Consider the following 17,656-nt stretch of genomic DNA (forward strand, 5'->3'; position numbering starts at 1 on the left):
TTTGATGCTTGGTACGCCTTTTTCGCCGATTGTGTCTAGCTGATTTCGCGCGTCGTACGGAATTCCATCCTGGGATAGCGTTCGACAGCAGACTCAAGACGCCACGGGTTTGGTGCCAGATAGGCAAGACAGCCTTCGGCGTCCATAGCCAGTTCGCCGCGGTAGTAATCTTTGAAGTCTGCCATGGTGTTGGGGTCGTCGGAATGCAGCCAGCGTGCAGTGGTGATGCTGCACCCTTCGTACATGGCATTGACGTTGTATTCATCTTTCAGGCGGGCCACGATAACCTCAAACTGCAGCACGCCAACGGCGCCCAGAATGTAGTCGCTGCCCAGAAGCGGCCGGAAAAGCTGTACGGCGCCTTCTTCAGCCAGCTGTACAAGCCCTTTTTGCAGCTGCTTGGCCTTCATGGGGTCACGCAGAACCACACGGCGGAAGTGCTCCGGCGCAAAGTTGGGGATGCCGGTGAACTTCAGCGGTTCGCGCGAGGTGGTAAATGTATCGCCGATTTTTATGGTGCCGTGGTTATGGATGCCGATGATGTCGCCGGGCCATGCTTCTTCCACGCCTGTCCTGTCCTGCGCCATGAAAATGGTGGCATTGGCAAGCGCTACTTCTTTGCCTATGCGGTGGTGACGCACCTTCATGCCGCGGGTGAATTTGCCGGAGCATATACGCATGAACGCGATTCGGTCGCGGTGGTTCTTATCCATGTTTGCCTGAATTTTGAACACCACACCGGAAAATTCTTCTTCGTAGGGGGATACTTCGCGTGTCGTGGTCGGCCGCGGCTGCGGCGGGGGCGCCAGCTTTACAAAGGTGTCCAGCATTTCACGTACGCCGAAGTTGTTGATGGCAGAGCCGAAGAACACAGGCGTCAGTTCGCCTTTGCGGTACCGCTCTTCATCAAAAGGATTGCCTGCCTCTTCCAGCAGTGCCAGCTCTTCGCGCAGGGTCTGGGCCTGTTCGCCCAGCAATTCGTCCAGCTTGGGGTTGTCCAGTCCTTCGATGACTTCACCGGCTGCGATTTTGCCTTCGTGCACGGCAGAAAAAACGTGCAGCTTCTGAGCGCGGATATCCCATGTGCCCTTGAAATCCGCCCCCATGCCGATGGGCCATGTAAGCGGGCTACACTGGATGTTCAGACGGCTTTCGATGTCGTCCATTACTTCCAGCGGATGCAGGCCGTCGCGGTCCAGTTTGTTGATGAAGGTGACAATAGGCGTGTTGCGCATACGGCACACGTCCATCAGCTTCAGGGTCTGGGCTTCAACGCCTTTTGCGGAGTCGATAACCAGCAGCGCACTGTCCACTGCGGTGAGAACCCGGTACGTATCTTCAGAGAAGTCCTGGTGGCCGGGTGTGTCCAGCAGGTTTATTTCATACCCGTTGTGGTGAAATTTCATAACGGATGTGGTGACGGAAATACCACGTTCCTGTTCCATGGCCATCCAGTCAGATGTGGCATGGCGTGCGGCTTTGCGGGATTTGACGGTGCCAGCCATCTGGATGGCGCCACCGAAAAGCAGCAGTTTTTCAGTCAGGGTGGTTTTACCTGCGTCAGGGTGGCTGATAATGCCGAACGTACGGCGTTTATCGACTTCTTTTTGATGTTCCTTGCTCACGGCAGACCTCGGCGGGGGTGGTTTTGCGTCCCCTGAGAGGGGCACATGCGAAGGGCGGTGTTATGCTATAGATGCGGGCTCCGGTCAACCTGATGCGCTCTGCCGCAAAATTTTCTGTAGTGCCTTATGGTTGCGTGGCTGGCGGATTTGCAGCCTGCCGTGCGGGTTTTCATATGCGGAAAGGACTTTCCTCCAAAGGCTTTTGCAGGTATAGTCCATCGATTTCGCGTACTGTTACCGGGCGGCGCCCGTCGTCAGATTGCAATACTCCGGTAGGACTCATGGCCGCAACACCCTGTTACGGAATAATACCAGCTCGTTACGATTCTTCACGATTTCCAGGAAAACCGTTGGCAGACATACAGGGGCGCCCCATGTTCTGGCATGTGTGGCACAGGGCAAGCCTGTGTCCGCAGATACAGAAAGTGGTGCTGGCCACTGACGACAAACGGATAGCGGAAGCTGCAGAATTACTTGATGTGCCGGTTGTTATGACCCGTGCGGACCACCATAGCGGCACGGACCGCGTATTTGAGGCGGCAACCGCTCTGGGTGTGGAAGAACATGCTGTTGTCGTGAATATTCAAGGCGATGAGCCTGTGCTGGAGCCGCGTATGCTGACTGAGCTTATTCAGCCTGTTGCAGAAAATGCTTCTGTCATGGTCAGCACGCTCGCGCGCGTTATTGATGGCGGGCTGGTGCAAAGCCCTGATGTGGTTAAAGTGGTTTGTGCCGCCAACGGCAATGCTCTATATTTTTCGCGTGCGGTGGTTCCCTATGTCTGTGATGATGAGCCGGAGGCTCGTTTTCTGGGGCATGTGGGCCTGTACGCATTCCGTTATGATGCATTGCGCCGGTTTACGCAGCTTGCGCCTTCCGCTTTGGAGCGCACGGAAAAGCTGGAACAGCTGCGCCTTTTGGAAAACAATATTCCCATCCGGGTGGTGCAAACGACCTTTCGTACGCACGGGGTCGACCGTCCGGAGGATATCGACGTAATTCTCAACATGATACGGGAGAACGAAGGATGAGAGCGCTACTGGCCCTCGAAGACGGTTTCGTATTGGAAGGCCGTTCCTTTACCGGCCCCGGTGAGACGGGCGGTGAGGTGATTTTCAATACCGGCATGACCGGTTATCAGGAAGTGCTGACGGATCCTTCGTATGCGGGGCAGATGGTCTGCATGACCTATCCGCTCATCGGCAACTATGGCGTGACCCGCGAAGACGTGGAGTCCGGCAAGGTGCATGTGGAGGCCTTCATCGTTAAAGAATGTTGCAAGGTGCCTTCTAACTGGCGTTCTGTGGCTTCTTTGCCTGATTACCTCAAAAGGAACGGCATTATGGGAATCGAAGGCATCGACACCCGCGCCCTGACCCGCCATCTGCGCATCAACGGTGCCATGCGTGGCATTATTTCCACCTCTGAGACTGATCGGGAAAAGCTGGTTGCCCGTGCCAAGGCACTGCCCTCCATGGAAGGTCAGAACCTTGTGGTGAAAGTGGCTCCCAAAAGTCCTTACCGCTGGGACGGTGAACGTCCTCAGAATGTTTCCCTGCAGGACGGTGTATACGCATGGCCGGGCAAAGGTCCCCGCGTTGTCGTGTATGACTTCGGCATCAAGTGGAACATTTTGCGTCTGCTGGCTGCAGAAGGTCTGGACCTGCTGGTTGTTCCTCCCAGTTTTACCGCCGAAGACGTTAAAAAATCAGGTGCAGAGGCCGTATTCCTTTCCAACGGCCCCGGAGACCCTGCCACACTGAAGGCTGAAATTGCAGAAATTGCCAAGCTGACCGATATGCTGCCTGTTGCAGGTATCTGCCTCGGGCACCAGTTGCTGGGACATGCCCTCGGCGGTACCACCCGCAAGCTGAAGTTCGGCCACCATGGCTGCAACAGTCCTGTGAAGGACCTGACAACAGAGCGTATCGAAGTGTCTTCGCAAAACCACGGTTTCTGTGTAGAATTGGATTCGGTACCCGATGTGCGGGTTACCCATGTAAACTTGAATGACAACACGCTGGAAGGTTTTGAGCATACCAAAAAGCCCATTATCTCGGTCCAGCATCATCCCGAAGCCAGCCCCGGCCCCAACGACAGCCATTACTTTTTTGGCCGTTTCCGCCAGCTGTTGCGGGATCACCTCGGCAAATAGCCGTATCGACCGGAGAGATACATGTCCGCACAGCTAACCACAGCACGTAAACAATTATCGCAGATCAGGTCGCTTTTGCGTCAGGGCAAAGTTATGCCCGCTGCTCAGGCGTATCATTCTGCGTTGGTTGCCGTGTTGAAAAATCCGCTCATGAAGTCTGAAAAAGAAGAATTCGAGCGGCTTTTGGAAGATGCTGCGCATCATATGAATAACGATGCGGAACTACGGAAAGTTTTTCCGCTGACTATTTCGTATAAGCCCGGTAATGAGCGGGAAGTACTCGACGTTGTTGCCTCTCTGTTAAAAGCGCTGGAAGAAGCCGCCGTTGCAGAAGCGCAGGAACAGCTGAAAATGCTGGAAGTGCGTAAGACGGAAGAGCTGGAGCGCGGGCAGAGAATGCTGGACGGTCATCAGTATGAAGATGCACAGGCTCATTTCAGGGCGCTGGTTTCGCAATTCAATGATGACCCGCAGCTGAAGGGCGAAATCGGTGACCGGTTTTTAAAGGCCGGTCGTTACGAAGAGGCGTTCGAGTATCTTGCGCAGGCTCTGGACGAAAGTCCTGAGTCCGTCCATCTGTACAATCGTATCGGCATTGCCTTGCGTAAACTGGGTAAATTTGAAGTAGCGGAAAAATACTACTTCAAGGCGTCCAAATACACAGGTAATGACCCGCACCTGTTTTTCAATCTGGGCCGCTTGTATGTGGACTGGGGAAAATGGGACAGGGTGGCAAAAGCGGCAGGGATGGCTTTGAAATTAAAGCCTGACTTCACTGAAGCTGAAAAAATGCTGAAGTTCGCCCTGAAGAAACAGTAGACTGCGGCACCGCTGCCTCGGGCGTTAGTGGACTACATGCGGCTCCTTTCCGGAGCCGCTTTTTTTTGCACAATCAAAATAATCATTCGCGAAACACATGCGGACGCCTTGAAACATATTGTTTTTATCTGATTGGCGCAGAGGACTGAGTTTAAAAACTCCCTGCAACATGTAAGAAGAGTTTTGTAGATATGTTGTTTTATATTGGCATGTTGTGAGGTGTTTCCTGACAGCGCGTTTCGCGGCACAAACTGTGCATATGCGTATTGATTGTTTTGTTCAGGCACATGCGTAAGGTTTGGTGTAGTGTATTACTATGATCAAATGTTGTGAATCGGCTCGCTTTTTTTAATGTTTTAAGTCGGACGGAAATTTTATTTTTAGTAGCAAATCGTCGCAATCGTTATACTGCTTAGTTTGTTTCAAAGGGTTGTCGCTGTATGGCTTCTGGGGGAATGTAATCCTCTGCACCCCCGATATCAGCACGTGCAGGAGCTGATAGCCTGCATATTAAGGTGGTTGCATTTTGTTGCAGGAACGAGCTTTTTGTGAGTGATGAGCCACTCACAATGCTAGAATAAAAACAAGTTGACAAATCGCTTTTCTGTGCGGAAATGTGCTCTATATATTTGGTTTAGCAGACTATTGAGCTTGTGAAATTTTTACCTTGTGTTTTGGGGCAAAACTTTTTAAGGGTCACAATTGGTCATAGGCATTGAGCTAATCGTTTCCGATAGGGCTGTCGGAAGCGCCGGTGGGCAGCCGGAGCGCATGTGATCAAAGTGTTTGCAGTTATGACGATGACAACGTGTTGTTCGGGACGTGCGCAGTGATCCGCGCAATAGTCTTTTACGCAGTGTCATCGTAGCCGGTATTCCGGCATGTCAGGAAGCTTCCGACGTCGGGCAGGGCAGGAACTTTCCGTCCGGCGGCGGAGTATACAAGCGACGGGTGAACAATGCTGACGAGAGTTTTCCCTTTCCTCGGATGGTTCAAAGGATATTCATCTGAGAGCCTGAGAGCAGATATGATCTCGGGTCTGACGGTAGCGCTGGTTCTTATTCCGCAGTCTATGGCGTATGCGCAGCTGGCAGGGCTGCCCCCATATTATGGTTTGTACGCCGCGTTTCTGCCGCCCATGATCGCGGCGCTGTTCGGCTCCAGCCGACAGCTTGCCACAGGCCCTGTGGCTGTTGTGTCTCTGATGACGTCGGCATCGCTGGCTCCGTTGGCAACGCAAGGCAGCGAAGGGTACATCGCATATGCGATTATGCTGGCCCTTATGGTTGGTCTTTTCCAGCTGGCGCTGGGTGTGCTGCGCCTCGGACTGGTTGTAAATTTTCTTTCACACCCGGTGGTAAACGGTTTTACCAACGCTGCGGCAATCATTATTGCCACGTCGCAGTTGTCCAAGATGTTCGGCGTATCAGTAGATAACGCGGAACATCATTACGAAACGATTATGCGCGTGGTAAGTGCGGCGATGCATTATACGCACTGGCCTACGCTGTTTATGGGAGCCTTGGCCTTTGCCATTATGTACCTGCTGAAAAAGTACATGCCGAAGGTGCCCAACGTTCTGGTGGCGGTTGCCATCACGACGACGCTTTCGTGGGGTATGGGCTTTCAGCATGACGTGAAAGCGCCTCTTGATGCACTGCATGCACCCGAAGCCGTAACGCTGATCAACGACTTTAACAGCAAGGTCAACATGATTCCTGACCTTGCGGAAAAACGCGCAGAGCTGGGTAAAAAGCTGGAAGAAGCCAGTGGGCTTGTCCATGATGAAAAGCACCTTGAGCTTGAGTTCCGCATCAGCGAGACCGGCCTTGCCATGGAACGCGTGAAGGGCAGCATTCATAACCTGCGTGCCGACCTGCGTGACAAACTTTTTGACGGTGTTGTGATGGCCGACGGCTCCATGCAGTTTTACCCGAAAGGTGAAACTCCCGCGGGGCTGGAAACCGATGGCCGTGTATGGCGGTTGAAAGTAGGGAATAACCCCATCAAGACCACAGCGTTGCCCATGACCGGCGGCGGCGCAGTTGTCGGAGAAGTTCCCAGTGGTCTGCCTACGCTTTCCATGCCTGCAATTAATATTTCGGTTATGCTGCAGCTGCTGCCCTATGCCGCGATTATCTCGCTGCTGGGCTTTATGGAAGCAATTTCGATTGCTAAGGCTATGGCGGCCAAAACCGGTCAGCGTCTTGACCCCAATCAGGAACTGATTGGTCAGGGGCTTGCAAACATTCTGGGTGCGGTAGGTAAAAGTTATCCTGCTTCGGGTTCATTTTCCCGTTCGGCAGTTAACCTTGCCTCCGGTGCGGTAACAGGGCTTTCTAGCGTGTTTACTTCCATGGCAGTCGTTATTGTGCTGCTGTTTTTCACGCCGCTGCTGTACCACCTGCCCCAGTCCGTGCTGGCTGCAGTAATCATGATGGCTGTTATCGGGCTTATCAACGCCAAGGGTTTCCACCATGCGTGGAAGGCCCAGTGGTACGATGGTGCGATATCCATTGTGTCGTTCCTGTGTACGCTGGCATTTGCGCCGCACCTTGATAAGGGAATTTTTGTAGGTGTCGTACTTTCACTTGGTGTGTTCTTGTATAAATCCATGCGCCCGAGGGTTGCTAACCTGTCGCGCGATGAAAATCTGGATATGAGAGACGCCGAGGCACGGGGCTTGCGCCAGTGTGAGTATGTAGCGGTTGTCCGTTTTGAAGGCCCGCTGTTCTTCGCCAATGCAAGCTTCCTTGAAGATCAGATCATGGAGCGCATGGAGCATATGCCCAATCTGCGCCACATTCTGATTGTATGTAACGGAATTAACGATATTGACGCATCGGGAGAGGAAGCACTCAGCCTGCTTATCGACCGCGTACGCAGTGCAGGCATTGAGCTGTCTTTCTCGGGCATCAACGAAGCCGTGACTGCGGTGCTCAAGCGCACTCACGTCTGGGAACGTATAGGTGAAGAAAGCATCTACTCCACCACAGACGCGGCAGTGTGCGCAATCCATGAAAAGGCCCACGAACACGGGGCCGAGGACAATTGTCCGCTGACATCATACTGCGCCCTGACGTAGGAAAAACCGACAACTGTGGTCCCCGCTGCAATGGGGCCGCGCTGAGACGGAGACAAGCCATGACGCAGCTGGAATTACTTCTGGAACGCATCATTGACCGAGTGAACGTGAACCTTCGCAGTCAGAAGTTTGATGTGGGTGACTACGTACGTCGTCAGACTCCGCATCTGCACTACTCGAAGTTCTATGCATTCTACGGTCTTTCGGCCGATGATCCCGTGCATTTTCACTTCAAGAACTCAAGCCTTGCAGGTAGCTACTTCATAGGCCGGGTTAACGTGATGCATTCCGCGCTGTATAAAAGTGATATCCGCGGTGATGAGCTTAAACGCAAAGGCCAGCACTTTGTCTGCGACGGAAAGATGATTCCGCTGCACGATGATGAAGTGATTTCCATCAAGGACAGCTTCCTGAACAAAACACTCGTGCACTCCAATTCGCATGACCCCGAGTCTCCGGAAGAGTTCACCATTCGTAACACTGTGGCCATGCCGTATGCCAACATCCACGGTTCGCTGACAGAAGGTAGCTTTATCGGAACCTTTGCAACGGTTGACTTGTCTAGCATTCACAACAGCGTTGTGCGTTACTTCTCGTACGTGCAGACGGGTGAACTGGCAGGCGAAACGGTTGAGCCGGGTCAGATCTGGATCAAGAGCGGCGATGTGGAGTTCCGCTACAGCTTCGATAAGGCTGTGTTGGACAAATATATCTGCCAGGAAGCCGGAGCATGCCCCACAGGCACCCTGATGGAGTTCGTGGAAGTCCGTCAGGAAGACTTCGAAGAGGCTTTTGCGTCGGGGCACATGGGTAATTCTGCCGGAACCGGAGCCGGGGCATTCGTCAGCGGTTACTCGGTTATCAAAGGCGATACCACCATTGGTGAAAATGTACTGGTGTCGCAGCGTGCCTACCTTGATAATGCATGGATGGGCAAGGGCAGCAATGCTCAGGAAAACTGCTACATCATTAACAGCCGTCTGGAACGTAACTGCGTGACCGCTCATGGCGGAAAGATTATCAATGCCCACCTTGGCGATATGATTTTCACCGGTTTCAATTCGTTCCTGCACGGTACCGAAGAGTCTCCTCTGAAGATCGGCGACGGTTGCGTTATTATGCCGCACACCATTATTGATCTGGAAGAGCCGCTGGAAATTCCGGCCAACCACCTCGTATGGGGGTATGTCCGCAACAAAGAAGACCTTGCCAACCATTCCATCAGCTTTGAAGAGTTTGCCAAGGTCGACGGTGAAGTAACCATGGGCCGTATGACCTTCCGTGGTAAGGGGGGCCCCTTCCTCGAAGCTTTCCAGAAACGCATCAAGCGTATTCTCAGTGAGAATGGTGCGTTCTTTGAAAGCGGGGAAGGAACCGGTCATGCACAGAAGGGCCAGAACTTTACGTTCAACATCATCCAGCCGTATCAGGATGGTGAGCCTCGCGGCATGTACCCGACCATTCTTATCAAGCCCAATAACGGCTCTTAGCAGCATGGCATTTGCGGTGCCTGTACGCTGCACATAACTGCAATACACAAAGCCGCCCTTTCAGGGCGGCTTTTTTTGTGCCTAAAAGTTACTGCGTCGTGGTAACGCAACCTGCAGTAACCGACGATGGATCCACCCAGCATGGAACAGGCAGCACTGCGCTCTCCGGTATGACTTTATCTTGTCCTTACTGCCCGAAAACTTTTTTCAGAATGTCGGTCGTGCGGGCTACCGGATTTTCGCGAATGTTCGCTTCTTCGCGTTCCATAATCAGGAAAAGCCCGTCGAGCGTTTTATCAGTGACGTACCCTTCAAGGTCGGGAGCAGTTCCTGAAAAACCGGCAAGCTGTGCTGCGGATGCAAACTGGTTGTAATATCCTGTCACATTCACGCTGCTCATGGCTTCGCTCACAATGGGGCGAATGCGTTCTGCAAGTTCTGCACTGGAGTTTGCCCTGAAGTATTCAGTAGCGGCATTGTCCGGCCCGCTCAGGATTCGCTTGGCGTCGTCAAATGACATTTTTTTGATGGCGCCGGAGAGCACGCTGGCGGTTTCAGGCACAGCTTTTTCTGCTGCGCGGTTCATACTGGTAACAAACTCATCGGCCAGTGCATCTTGTCCTGTAAGGCGCAGTGCGGTTTCAATTTTTGTCAGGCTTTCGGGTACGGGAATAGTCACGTCAGGGTTTTTCAAAAAGCCGTCTTTTTTGCCCAGAAACGAAGTGGAATAATCTACGGATTTATTCAGCGCTTCCTTCAGCCCTGTGACAACTTCCTGCGAAGTCAGGTTGGCAACGCTGCTGGAGCTGGTATTGCTTTCTGTTGATTTTACATACGCATCTTTGGCTTGGTCCAGAACGTTGGTCCAGTCTGCCTGTGTCGGACTGGCCACTGCAAAAATAATCATCAGTGCCAGCAAGATATGAAGAGTACGGTTCATGTTTCCTCCTTACATGTATACCCCGTATATGCTTTCAGGCTGTCTGCTGCATATGGGGGATGCGTACGATAACACATTGTGCGGTAATAAGCCGCAACAAAAGCAGATCTGCGGTTTTTATCACGTCGTGAAGAATTGCGCGTCATTACAATGTATTAAGAGTGATGGATTTGCCATGCACCTTTGCAGCCTGCGCAATTGCGAAGCGTGTTGCGCGTATTTGAAGGAAAATACTTTGTGTAAAAAGACGTAGCGGGTACTGTGTAAGTATGTGTCATGGTTTTTGCGGCGTCGCTTCTGTACGGTTTGTGTTCTCGCATGACCGGACCTGTTAAGGAGCGACGCCGCTTGTCTGTCCGGTAAGCTGCCGGTGCAACATCTGTTGCAATGCCGCGCTGACACAGCGCAAGGAGGTGACATGGACAATGCCACGGTAACTCTTCATGCTCCGCAACGCTCGCAAGTAGCAGGCTGGCTGGATGTTATGCAGATGGCAACAGGGATGCTGCTTATTCTGTTCCTCTGGTCACACCTTATTTTAGTCTCCAGCGTTATTCCCACCCCCAGATTAATGAACGCCATTGCCCGCTTTCTGGAAGCCACCTATATGGCGCAGGTCGGCGGTCCCATGATTTTTTTGCTGATGTTTGTGCATTTTATTCTGGCGGGGCGCAAAATGCCGTTTCGTACCAATGAGCAGCAGACGATACTAAAGCATATGGCTATGTTGCGGCATCGTGATACGTGGTTGTGGGCTGTTCAGATTGGTACCGCTCTTATCATTTTGATTATGGCCAGCATTCATATGTATGTCGTGTTGTCGGACCTGCCTATCACCGCGCAGAAAAGCGCCGCGAGAATCCAGTTCGGCGGCTGGTTGCCGTTTTATCTGGTTCTGCTGCCGGTCGCAGAACTGCATGTAGGTATCGGTTTTTATCGCATCGGCGTGAAGTACGGCCTTATTACCCGTGAAAAGCGCGAATGGTACAAACGCGCAGAATACATAATGGTGGCAGGCTTTGTTGGGCTAGGATTACTGGCCCTGATGCGGTTCCGGTTTCTTGAGCTTGCGTAGCGGTTCATTGTTTCTGTCTGCGATTGTTCGTCATATTGATTATAGTCTTGGCCAAAGGGGTGACGAACGTTGCGAAGACGTCTATTACAGAGGGCGGCGACATTCTCGTCGTCCTCTTTTTTGTGGTTGTCAGTTCGGGCTGATAGCCGCGGTACAAAAGAGCCGGTCGCACAAAGCCGGACAGCAAGGGGATTTCAGCCACAACGAGGTGTATGCATGAGGAAAATTCAGGCATCGGCAGTGCATGAAGCCGTAACGGAGATGATCCTTACGGCAAATACTGTGCTGGGCAGCGACTTGTACGAAGCGTTCCGGCTGCGCATGGAGCAGGAAACAACGGATTCTGGCAAAGAAATTTTACGGCAGTTGCTGGAAAATGCGGATCTTGCCGCAAAAAGCGGGCTGGCGTTGTGTCAGGATACGGGCGCAGCCATATTTTTTGTTGAAATGGGTGAAGATGCACGGATTGAAGGCGGTTCGCTGACGGAAGTGCTTAATGCAGCCATGGCGGAAGCGTATGAACAAGGATATCTGCGCAAATCCATGTGCCATCCCCTTACCCGCAAAAATACCGGCGATAACCGGCCGGCCATCATCCATACAGAACTCGTTTCCGGCGATAAGCTGACCATCCGCTATATGGCAAAGGGTGGCGGCAGCGAAAACATGTCGCGCTGTACCATGCTGACTCCTGCTCAGGGCTGGCAGGGGATTAAAGATTTTGTGGTGCGCCGTATGGCAGAAGCCGGTCCTAACCCGTGCCCTCCCACCATTGTGGGCGTGGGAATAGGCGGTACGTTTGACCTTGCTCCTACGCTTGCAAAAAAAGCGTTGTTCCGCCGAGTTGATGATACGCATCCCGATGCGGAGATTGCAGCTATGGAAAAAGAGCTGCTGGACGAAATCAATGCGCTGGGCATCGGCCCCATGGGGCTTGGCGGCAGCACAACCTGTCTGGCGGTGAAGATTGCCATGCATCCGTGCCATATTGCCAGCCTGCCCGTAGCGGTAAACGTGCAGTGCCATTCTTCACGGCATAAGGAGGTTGTATTGTAATGGCTACGTACCATCTTACTGCCCCGCTGAAAAAAGAAGACGTTACACAACTTGTAGCCGGCGACGTGGTGCTGCTGAGCGGAGAAATTTATACCGCGCGTGATGCCGCTCACAAGCGCATGATGGAAGCGCTGGACAACGGTGCTGAACTGCCCTTTGCGCTGGAAGGCGCGGTTATCTATTACGTGGGACCTACTCCGGCGCCCCCCGGACGTCCTATCGGGTCAGCCGGTCCCACCACCAGCGGCAGAATGGATACCTACACGCCGCGTATGCACAGCCTTGGCGTAAAAGCCACGGTAGGTAAGGGCAGGCGCAGTCAGGCCGTACGTGATGCCATGCAGGAACACGGAGCCGTGTATTTCGGTGCAACCGGCGGAGCCGGTGCGTTACTTTCGCAGTGCATCACCGCTGCCCAGGTTGTGGCGTATGAAGAGTTAGGGCCGGAAGCCGTGCGCAGGCTGACGGTAAAGGACTTTCCGCTGCTGGTCATCAATGATGCACATGGCGGCGAACTGTATGTAACCCCCGACATCGACTGAACATCACCTTCAGGAGGCTGATAATGGCTCTTTTCACCAGGGAAGAGGCTCTCAGATATCATGAGGCCCCCCGTCCGGGTAAGCTGGAAGTGGTTCCTGCAAAACCCTGCCGTAACCAGAAAGACCTTTCCATGGCATACTCCCCCGGCGTGGCGGAAGCATGCAAGGCCATCAAGGAAGACCCCGCAGCAGCAGACCTGTACACCGGCCGCTCTAATCTGGTCGCCGTTGTATCCGATGGGTCTGCAGTGCTGGGCCTTGGCAACATAGGCCCGCTGGCAGGCAAGCCGGTTATGGAAGGCAAGGGGGTTTTGTTCAAGACATTTGCCGATATTGATGTGTTTGACATCAACCTGAAGGTTACCGGCCCCGACCAGCTTATCGAAGTGGTTAAAACCATGGAGCCCACCTTCGGCGGCATCAACCTTGAAGACATCAAAGCGCCCGAGTGTTTCTATGTGGAAGAAACACTGAAGCGTGAAATGAACATTCCCGTTTTTCATGACGATCAGCATGGTACCGCGGTTATTTCCGGCGCGGGCCTTATCAATGCGCTTGAAATCACCAACCGCAAAGCCGAAGACATGAAGGTTGTAGTTGTGGGTGCCGGTGCTGCCGGTATTGCCTGCGCGTCTTTTTATGTGGCGCTTGGTGTTGATCCTGCAAACATCTATATGTTCGACTCGCGCGGGCTTATTCACACCGGCCGTAGCGGCCTGAACGAATACAAGGCCCGTTTCGCACAGAAGAAAGACGCAGGTTCGCTGCAGGATGTCATGAAAGGTGCAGATATGTTCCTCGGCCTTTCCACTAAGGATCTGGTGTCTAAAGACATGGTCCGCGCCATGGCAAAAGACCCAGTGCTGTTTGCAATGGCTAATCCTGATCCGGAAATTTCCTACCCTGACGCCAAAGAAGCCAGCCCTAACTGCATCATGGGTACGGGCCGTTCCGACTTCCCCAACCAGGTAAACAACGTTTCCGGCTTCCCCTATATCTTCCGCGGGGCGCTGGATGTCGGCGCATCGGAAATTAACGAAGCCATGAAAGTTGCGGCTGCCAGATCGCTTGCTGCACTGGCGAAGGAACCTGTTCCTGCCGAAATATGCGCCATGTACGGTGTGGACAAACTGGAATTCGGCGTGGACTACGTTATTCCCAAGCCGCTTGATCCGCGTGTGCTGGAGTGGGAAACTCCTGCCGTGGCTCAGGCCGCAATGGATTCCGGCATCGCTACCAAGCCCATTGCCGATATGAAAGCCTATGCAGCTTCCCTGCGTGCCCGTGTCGATGCGTCTGCAAAGCGCATTTCCACACTGGTGGAAAGCTACGACCTGTAGCGCCCGATAGTGTCTGATAGTGTTCAGGAGCCATTTTCGCGCCTGACGTTGCAAAGTGATGATTTGCTGTGCCCCGCACTCTTCCGGTTGCGGGGCGCAGTTGTCTCTGCGTGCGGGTATGAGGATGAGTCCGAGTTGTCTATAGCCCCGCAGCGCAGACAGACGACAGCACGTAGTTTTGAAAAAGCAAGGGCGCTGTGGTCTATGTTTGGTGCTGCCGTACGCTGTCTGTGGTGCGGCCCTGTGCGAAGGGCTGTCTGTATGTTGTGCGGACAGGGCTGGCTGAACTCACTTGAGTAACGAAGCATGCTGAAAATTCGTATCGTGTCTGCCGGTTATAGCAGGCAAGGCTGCCTGAAGAGCCTGCGTCTTCAAGCCGTGCAAGGGGGGTGGTGGGCTGGCGGAGTCTGTCGACACTCTCAAACGAGGTTTCCGTGCGGCAGTGCTCCCATCAGGCTGCCATAACGTTTGCCCTGCGGGTTTCGAAGCGTTTGCCCTGTACCTTGAAGCAGCGGGGCATGTTGCCGCTGCCGCCATCATCAGGTGTACTCATTTCGTCAGTTGCGGTGCGAGCCTCTGCGTGACGAATATGCGTTTTGTCGCTATACTACGCATTGGTACTGAGGGGAAATCCGAGAAAATGTCTGGCAGAGGTACTTTTTGTTCCTTGCCGTGGTTGCCGTCTACGAGGGGTGATGTCTGTACGGCATTGCAAGGCTGCGTCATGTGTTTGCAGATATATCGTCCGTTGCCGTTATACGAATGAATCATACGGTTGACGGGCGTAGTCTTATTGGTGTTTTGTAGCACGTTGTGCATGTAACCAGCATGTACTTTTTACCGGATTTAATACATTACGTTCATATCTGCGCTGATTTTTCGGCCAGCAAGCAAACGGATAGAATATGGAGAACACGATCCTTTCCAAGGAGCGACTTATCCCCGGTCAGACCAGTAAGCTGGTCATTGATGCGCCGCATATTGCGGCTAAAGCCGAGCCGGGCAATTTTGTCATCCTGCGTGTGTGTGAAAGAGGTGAGCGCATTCCGCTGACCATTGCGGATGCTGACCGTGAAAAAGGCACCATCACCATTGTGTATCTGGTAATGGGCAAAAGTACGGCCATGCTGGAAGAGCTTAATGAAGGCGATGCCATTCTTGATCTGTGCGGTCCTCTGGGACGTGCCACCCATATCGAAAAAGGCGGCACCGTGATCTGCGTGGGCGGCGGCACCGGCATTGCTGCCATGCACCATATAGCTAAAGGCCATCATGAGGCAGGCAATCACGTAGTTGCCATTATCGGCGCACGTAATAAGGATCTGCTGCTTTTTGAAAAAGAGCTGAAGGCCTTTGCGCCCGAAGTTCTCGTTTCTACAGACGACGGTAGTTATGGCCATAAAGGGTTGGTTACCGAACTGCTCAAGCAGCGTCTTGAAGAAGACAAAAGCGTGACAGAAGTTGTTGCCGTAGGGCCTGTTCCCATGATGGAAGCCGTAGCACGCACCTCTGAGCCTTTCGGTGTGAAAACAACCGTCAGCCTGAACTCCATTATGGTGGACGGTATAGGCATGTGCGGGGCCTGTCGAGTAACCGTGGGCAACGAAACCCGCTTTGCCTGTGTGGACGGTCCTGAGTTTGACGGCCATAAGGTGGACTTTGCGGAGCTGAGGCAACGTCTGGGGGCTTTTAAGCCGCTGGAGCGCGAATCTTACGACCATCACTGCAGGTGCAAGTGCAATGAAAGCAAGTAAAAACCCCATTATGCCCCGCGTGGAGATGCCCAACCAGCCGCCTGCAGAGCGTGTACGCAATTTTGATGAAGTTGCCCTTGGCTACACGCTGGAAATGGCAAAGGAAGAAGCAGCACGGTGCCTGCAATGCAAAAAGCCCAAATGCGTGAAGGGTTGCCCTGTGGAGGTGCCTATCCCGCAGTTTATTGCAGAGCTGGCCAAAGGTGATGTGGAAAAAGCCTATCAGGTTATCAAAACCACCAACAGTCTGCCCGCCGTCTGCGGTCGCGTGTGCCCGCAGGAAGTGCAGTGCGAAGGTTCGTGCATTCTGCAGGCAAAAGGTCAGCCTGTGGCTATCGGGCGTCTGGAGCGTTTTGTTGCCGATGAATTTATGTATCGCGATGCATGCGGTCTCATTACCGGTAAGCCGGAATGCCCTTACATTGATCCGGAAAAGAAAGTCGCCTGCATCGGTTCCGGTCCTGCAAGCCTGACCGCTGCCGGGTATCTGGCGGCACGCGGCTGCAAGGTTACGGTCTTTGAAGCGCTGCACGAGCTTGGCGGCGTGCTGGTTTACGGAATTCCGGAGTTCCGTCTGCCCAAGGAAAAGATTGTTGCCAAGGAAATCGGCGCACTGCGCGAACTGGAAGTAGAGTTTGTGCGTAACCGTGTAGGCGGCAAAACATTTTCCATTCAGGATCTGTTTGATCAGGGTTATAAAGCTGTTTTTATCGGCGTGGGAGCAGGGTTGCCCCGTTTCTTGAACATTCCCGGTGAAAATCTGAACGGTGTGTTTTCGGCCAACGAATACCTTACCCGTGTAAACCTTGGCCGTGCTTACTCGTTCCCCGATTTTGATACGCCTATTATCCGTGGCAAGCGCGTTACCGTGTATGGCGGCGGCAACGTGGCAATGGACGCAGCACGCACTGCCATGCGTCTTGGTGCAGAGTCCGTGCACATCGTCTATCGTCGTACACAGGCGGAAATGCCCGCACGCCACGAAGAAATCGAGCACGCCATTGAAGAAGGCGTACAGGTGGCGGAACTGTGCGGTCCGCTGGAGTTCCGCGCGGATGAATGCGGCAACCTTGGCTCTGTGCTGTTGCAGAAGATGGAGCTGGGCGAGCCCGACGAGTCCGGTCGTTGCCGTCCTGTTGTTGTCGAAGGCGCAACAGAAGAACTGCCTACCGACCTTGCGATTATTGCCGTGGGTACCCGTTCCAACCCTGTACTGCTGGAAAACGAGCCCCGTCTGGAATTGAACCGCTGGGGCTATGTGCAGGTGGACGAAGAAACCGGCGAGACCAGTATTCCCGACGTATATGCCGGTGGCGACATCGTAACTGGCGCAGCAACGGTTATTCTTGCCATGGGCGCAGGCCGTAAAGCGGCCAAAAATATCGCCGCCAAGCTTGGCTGCGTTGTGGACGACTAGTTAATACAGCCCGTTTATTCAAAAAAGATCAGCCGCCTGCAGCAGTTCACTGCGGGCGGCTTTTTTGTATGCAGAAAACCCCCCGCTAGGCGGGGGGTTCCGTAAATCTTAAAGCTATAGAGATATTAGTAAAACTCCTTTTGATTTGCTAACTAATCCCTGCGGTCTGGCAACTGCAGGTGGCAAATCAAAAGGAGGTCACAATGGGTGACGCTAAGAGTTTAGCCCACACAAAATGGAACTGCAAATACCACGTAGTGTTTGCGCCAAAGTATCGGCGGCAAGTTTTTTACGGAGAGAAGAAGCGCGCAGTGGGTGAGATATTGCGCAAACTGTGTGAGTGGAAAGGTGTACATAT

14 protein-coding genes are annotated in these 17,656 nt (G+C 53.2%); 12 read left to right on the plus strand and 2 right to left on the minus strand.

From position 1 onward, the window contains the following. Positions 1 to 35: 35 nt before the first annotated feature. Positions 36 to 1,625, minus strand: a complete 1,590-nt coding sequence (locus ACK5LI_RS13390; RefSeq protein WP_416950175.1) for a peptide chain release factor 3 — start codon at positions 1,623 to 1,625, stop codon at positions 36 to 38. Between the two features lie 281 nt (positions 1,626 to 1,906). Here ACK5LI_RS13390 and kdsB point away from each other — a divergent pair, with 281 nt between their 5' ends. The 5 genes from kdsB (at position 1,907) to ACK5LI_RS13415 (ending at position 9,174) form a co-directional block, all read left to right on the plus strand. Further along, complete coding sequence (gene kdsB, locus ACK5LI_RS13395) at positions 1,907 to 2,656, plus strand: 3-deoxy-manno-octulosonate cytidylyltransferase (RefSeq protein WP_416950178.1); 750 nt, start codon at positions 1,907 to 1,909, stop codon at positions 2,654 to 2,656. Next, complete coding sequence (gene carA, locus ACK5LI_RS13400) at positions 2,653 to 3,780, plus strand: glutamine-hydrolyzing carbamoyl-phosphate synthase small subunit (protein WP_416950181.1); 1,128 nt, start codon at positions 2,653 to 2,655, stop codon at positions 3,778 to 3,780. The genes kdsB and carA overlap by 4 nt, the downstream gene beginning before the upstream one ends. Positions 3,781 to 3,801: 21 nt before the next feature. Beyond that, on the plus strand, positions 3,802 to 4,599 hold the full coding sequence (locus tag ACK5LI_RS13405; RefSeq protein ID WP_416950183.1) for a tetratricopeptide repeat protein: 798 nt from the start codon (positions 3,802 to 3,804) through the stop codon (positions 4,597 to 4,599). Positions 4,600 to 5,557: 958 nt separating this feature from the next. Continuing rightward, positions 5,558 to 7,684: a SulP family inorganic anion transporter gene (locus ACK5LI_RS13410; RefSeq protein WP_416950185.1), complete on the plus strand. Its 2,127-nt coding sequence runs from the start codon at positions 5,558 to 5,560 to the stop codon at positions 7,682 to 7,684. A 59-nt stretch (positions 7,685 to 7,743) separates the two neighbouring features. After that, positions 7,744 to 9,174 carry a transferase gene (locus ACK5LI_RS13415; RefSeq protein WP_416950187.1) on the plus strand — a complete coding sequence of 477 codons (1,431 nt, stop codon included), beginning with the start codon at positions 7,744 to 7,746 and terminating at the stop codon, positions 9,172 to 9,174. A gap of 187 nt (positions 9,175 to 9,361) precedes the next feature. Here ACK5LI_RS13415 and ACK5LI_RS13420 read toward each other — a convergent pair whose 3' ends face one another. After that, positions 9,362 to 10,114: a DUF4197 domain-containing protein gene (locus ACK5LI_RS13420; protein ID WP_416950189.1), complete on the minus strand. Its 753-nt coding sequence runs from the start codon at positions 10,112 to 10,114 to the stop codon at positions 9,362 to 9,364. Between the two features lie 418 nt (positions 10,115 to 10,532). Here ACK5LI_RS13420 and ACK5LI_RS13425 point away from each other — a divergent pair, with 418 nt between their 5' ends. From ACK5LI_RS13425 to ACK5LI_RS13455, 7 genes are all read left to right on the plus strand, one after another. Next, complete coding sequence (locus ACK5LI_RS13425; RefSeq protein WP_416950191.1) at positions 10,533 to 11,189, plus strand: succinate dehydrogenase/fumarate reductase cytochrome b subunit; 657 nt, start codon at positions 10,533 to 10,535, stop codon at positions 11,187 to 11,189. Between the two features lie 216 nt (positions 11,190 to 11,405). Continuing rightward, positions 11,406 to 12,245 (plus strand): fumarate hydratase, encoded by an 840-nt coding sequence (locus ACK5LI_RS13430; protein WP_416950192.1) that lies wholly within the window; start codon positions 11,406 to 11,408, stop codon positions 12,243 to 12,245. Continuing rightward, entirely contained in the window at positions 12,245 to 12,787 is a 543-nt protein-coding gene (locus tag ACK5LI_RS13435; protein WP_416950194.1) for a Fe-S-containing hydro-lyase, read from the plus strand. Before ACK5LI_RS13430 ends, ACK5LI_RS13435 begins: the two co-directional genes overlap by 1 nt. A gap of 23 nt (positions 12,788 to 12,810) precedes the next feature. Then, positions 12,811 to 14,127, plus strand: a complete 1,317-nt coding sequence (locus tag ACK5LI_RS13440) for a malic enzyme-like NAD(P)-binding protein (RefSeq protein ID WP_416950196.1) — start codon at positions 12,811 to 12,813, stop codon at positions 14,125 to 14,127. A 905-nt stretch (positions 14,128 to 15,032) separates the two neighbouring features. Next, positions 15,033 to 15,881, plus strand: a complete 849-nt coding sequence (locus ACK5LI_RS13445; protein WP_416950198.1) for a sulfide/dihydroorotate dehydrogenase-like FAD/NAD-binding protein — start codon at positions 15,033 to 15,035, stop codon at positions 15,879 to 15,881. Then, positions 15,868 to 17,298, plus strand: coding sequence for an NADPH-dependent glutamate synthase (gene gltA / locus ACK5LI_RS13450; protein ID WP_416950200.1), 1,431 nt, complete (start codon positions 15,868 to 15,870; stop codon positions 17,296 to 17,298). The genes ACK5LI_RS13445 and gltA overlap by 14 nt, the downstream gene beginning before the upstream one ends. 203 nt (positions 17,299 to 17,501) lie before the next feature. Further along, a partial coding sequence (locus ACK5LI_RS13455) for a transposase (protein ID WP_416946025.1) occupies positions 17,502 to 17,656 on the plus strand: 155 nt, incomplete at its 3' end.

Origin of the sequence: Oleidesulfovibrio sp. (genome assembly GCF_047973035.1) — a bacterium.
Lineage (GTDB): Bacteria > Desulfobacterota > Desulfovibrionia > Desulfovibrionales > Desulfovibrionaceae > Oleidesulfovibrio.

Excerpts from the sequence above, each read along its gene's own strand:
- ACK5LI_RS13435 (WP_416950194.1), top strand. The coding sequence starts at position 12,245 with ATGGCTACGTACCATCTTACTGCCCCGCTGAAAAAAGAAGACGTTACA.
- ACK5LI_RS13415 (WP_416950187.1), top strand. The coding sequence starts at position 7,744 with ATGACGCAGCTGGAATTACTTCTGGAACGCATCATTGACCGAGTGAAC.
- carA (WP_416950181.1), top strand. The coding sequence starts at position 2,653 with ATGAGAGCGCTACTGGCCCTCGAAGACGGTTTCGTATTGGAAGGCCGT.
- ACK5LI_RS13405 (WP_416950183.1), top strand. The coding sequence starts at position 3,802 with ATGTCCGCACAGCTAACCACAGCACGTAAACAATTATCGCAGATCAGG.
- gltA (WP_416950200.1), top strand. The coding sequence starts at position 15,868 with ATGAAAGCAAGTAAAAACCCCATTATGCCCCGCGTGGAGATGCCCAAC.
- ACK5LI_RS13410 (WP_416950185.1), top strand. The coding sequence starts at position 5,558 with ATGCTGACGAGAGTTTTCCCTTTCCTCGGATGGTTCAAAGGATATTCA.
- ACK5LI_RS13425 (WP_416950191.1), top strand. The coding sequence starts at position 10,533 with ATGGACAATGCCACGGTAACTCTTCATGCTCCGCAACGCTCGCAAGTA.
- kdsB (WP_416950178.1), top strand. The coding sequence starts at position 1,907 with ATGGCCGCAACACCCTGTTACGGAATAATACCAGCTCGTTACGATTCT.
- ACK5LI_RS13445 (WP_416950198.1), top strand. The coding sequence starts at position 15,033 with ATGGAGAACACGATCCTTTCCAAGGAGCGACTTATCCCCGGTCAGACC.
- ACK5LI_RS13430 (WP_416950192.1), top strand. The coding sequence starts at position 11,406 with ATGAGGAAAATTCAGGCATCGGCAGTGCATGAAGCCGTAACGGAGATG.
- ACK5LI_RS13420 (WP_416950189.1), bottom strand. The coding sequence starts at position 10,114 with ATGAACCGTACTCTTCATATCTTGCTGGCACTGATGATTATTTTTGCA.
- ACK5LI_RS13440 (WP_416950196.1), top strand. The coding sequence starts at position 12,811 with ATGGCTCTTTTCACCAGGGAAGAGGCTCTCAGATATCATGAGGCCCCC.